The organism is Micromonospora sp. NPDC005215 (assembly GCF_040607915.1).
In the GTDB taxonomy this organism is placed as follows: domain Bacteria; phylum Actinomycetota; class Actinomycetes; order Mycobacteriales; family Micromonosporaceae; genus Micromonospora.
Genome location: NZ_JBEXHQ010000109.1, coordinates 1 through 3,020 on the forward strand (window position 1 = coordinate 1; position 3,020 = coordinate 3,020).

A 3,020-nucleotide genomic window follows, 5' to 3' on the forward strand; every position below is an offset into this window, starting at 1 on the left:
CCCATCGGCCGCCCCTTCACCGACAACCAACTCCTCGTCCTCGACTCCGCACTGCGCCTCGTCCCACCCGGAGTCACCGGCGAGCTGTACATCGCAGGCGCCCAACTGGCCCGCGGATACCACCGACGGGCGGCTCTAACCGGTGAACGGTTCGTCGCCAACCCCTACGGCCGCCCAGGCGAGCGCATGTACCGCAGCGGGGACCTCGCCCGATGGAACCACCACGGACACCTCGAATACCACGGCCGCACCGACCACCAGATCAAACTCCGCGGCCACCGCATCGAACTCGGCGAAATCGAAGCCGCCCTCCTGAACCACCCCCAGGTCACCACCGCAGCCGTCGTACTACGCGAAGACCAACCCGGCGATCAACGCCTGGTGGCCTACCTGACGCTCCAGCCGGATGCGCGGTTCGATGTCGAAGAGTCACACCGACACCTGGGTAGCACACTGCCCGCTTACATGGTCCCGTCGGCGATTGTTGTGTTGGCGGAGCTGCCCACGACGGTCAACGGCAAGCTTGATCGTCGTGCGCTACCCGCGCCGGACTATCGCAGTACCGGGCGGGCTCCCCGCACTCCGCACGAGGAGATCCTGTGCGACCTGTTCTCCGACGTGCTGGGCGTGCCACAGGTCAGCATCGACGACAGTTTCTTCGACCTCGGTGGGCACTCCCTGCTCGCCACCCGCCTGGTCAGCCGGATCCGCGCCACCCTCGAGGTCGAGCTACCGATCCGGCAGGTCTTCGAAACCCCCACCGTCGCCACGCTCGCCGCGACCCTCGACACCGCCGCACACGCCCGACCCCCGGTCACGTCGGTGGTTCCTCGACCCGAGCGCATTCCGCTGTCGCCAGCGCAGCAACGCCTGTGGTTCCTGCACCAGCTTCAGGGTCCCAGCACCACCTACAACATTCCGACCGCGCTGCGGCTGCGCGGGCCGCTGAACACCACCGCTCTCACCGACGCCCTGCATGACCTGGTGACCCGTCACGAGAGTCTGCGGACCGTGTTCGCCGAGGACCAGCACGGACCCCACCAGATCGTCCTGCCCGCCGACACCGCCGCGATCACCCTGAACCTGCTCCCCACCGATCCCGCCCACCTGGCCGACGAGATCGACGCCGCGACCCGGCACACCTTCGACCTCGCCACCGACCTGCCCATCCACGCAACCCTGCTGCGCCTCGCCGACGACGACCACGTCCTGATCCTGCTGCTGCACCACATCACCAGCGACGCCTGGTCCCGCCACCCCCTAGCCACCGACCTCGCCACCGCCTACACCGCCCGCATCCACCAACAACAACCCGACTGGACGCCGCTGCCCGTCCAATACGCCGACTACACCCTCTGGCAGCAGCGTCTTCTCGCGGACACCCACGAACAGCAGCTCGCGTACTGGAGCACCACCCTCGCCGACCTCCCCGAACACCTCACCCTGCCCACGGACCGGCCGCGACCGGCCACGGCCAGCGGGGCCGGCGACCGGGTCACGTTCACCATCCCGACTGACCTGCATCAGGCCATCACCACCGTCGCCCGCGGCCACAACGTCACCCCCTTCATGGTCATCCAGGCGGCGCTGGCGACTCTGCTGACCCGTCTCGGCGCCGGGACCGACATTCCCATCGGCACGCCCATCGCCGGGCGTACCGACGATGCCCTGACGTCTCTCATCGGGTTCTTCGTCAACACCCTCGTGCTGCGCACCAACACCGACGGCGACCCGACCTTCGCTGACCTCCTGCGTCGTGTCCGTGACACGGACCTCAGCGCCTACGCCCACCAAGATTTGCCCTTCGAACGACTCGTCGAGCACCTCAGCCCGACCCGAACGCTCGCCTACCACCCCCTCTTCCAAACCATGCTCACCGTGAACAACACGGACTTCCAGGCTGCCATCGACGCCGCCTCCGGACTCCCCGGTCTGGACACGGAGTTGCTCGACCTCCCGATCCACGGAGCGAAGGTGGACCTGGCGTTCGGGCTGGTCGAGCACCGGGACGCCAGCGGGGAGCCGGCGGGCATCGCGGGGGTCCTGGACTACAGCGTCGACCTGTTCGACAAGGGCACTGCCGAGTCGATAGCGGATCGTCTCGTTCGGGTGTTGGGTGTGGTGGCGGTTGATCCGGGTCGGTTGTTGAGTCGGGTGGACGTGTTGTCCGTCGCCGAACGTGAACGGGTTCTGGACTGGTCGACTGGTGCTCGGGCTGAGCAGCCGTCAGGGTGCCTGCCGGGAATGTTCGAGGCGCAGACCGCCGCCACCCCCGAGGCGGTCGCTCTGGTCGAGGACACCAAACAGATCACGTACGCGCAGTTGAACGCGGCGGCGAACCGACTCGCCCGAGTCCTGATCGCCCGTGGTGCGGGGCCGGAGACCACTGTCGCGTTGAGCATGCCGCGGGGCATCGACCTGATCACCGCCATGCTCGCCACCGTCAAGGCCGGCGCCGCGTACCTACCTATCGACCCGGACCACCCCGCCGACCGCATCCACCACATGCTCAGCGACGCGGCACCCGTGCTGCACCTGAGCACCCTCGACGAGTTCCCCGCCGACGATCAGCCCGCGCACGACATCAGCGACGCCGACCGCCGGGCACCCCTGAACCCGCAGCACCCCGTGTACTTGATCTACACCTCCGGCTCGACCGGGGCGCCCAAGGGCGCGATCATCGAGCACCGGGCGTTGGGCACCTACCTGCGTCGAGCCCGCACCGCCTACCCCGACGCGGCCGGTAGCAGTCTCCTGCACTCACCGATCGCGTTCGACCTCACCGGAACCGCACTGTGGACTCCCCTGGTCAGCGGCGGACGGGTGCACCTGGCCAGCCTCGAAGAACACGCCGCCCACGGGCAACGGCCGACCTTCATGAAGGTCACCCCGTCGCACCTGCCGATGCTCGACACCCTCTCCGAGCGGGTCTCACCCACCGGCACCCTCATCCTCGGCGGCGAACAACTCCACGCCGACGCCCTGAACACCTGGCGTGCCACCCACCCCGACACCACCAT

General features: G+C 68.3%; 1 protein-coding gene. It reads left to right on the forward strand.

The window, feature by feature from the left end; genetic code table 11:
• The coding region (locus tag ABZU25_RS34375; protein WP_355033530.1) for a condensation domain-containing protein at positions 1-3,020 on the forward strand (3,020 nt) is incomplete at both ends.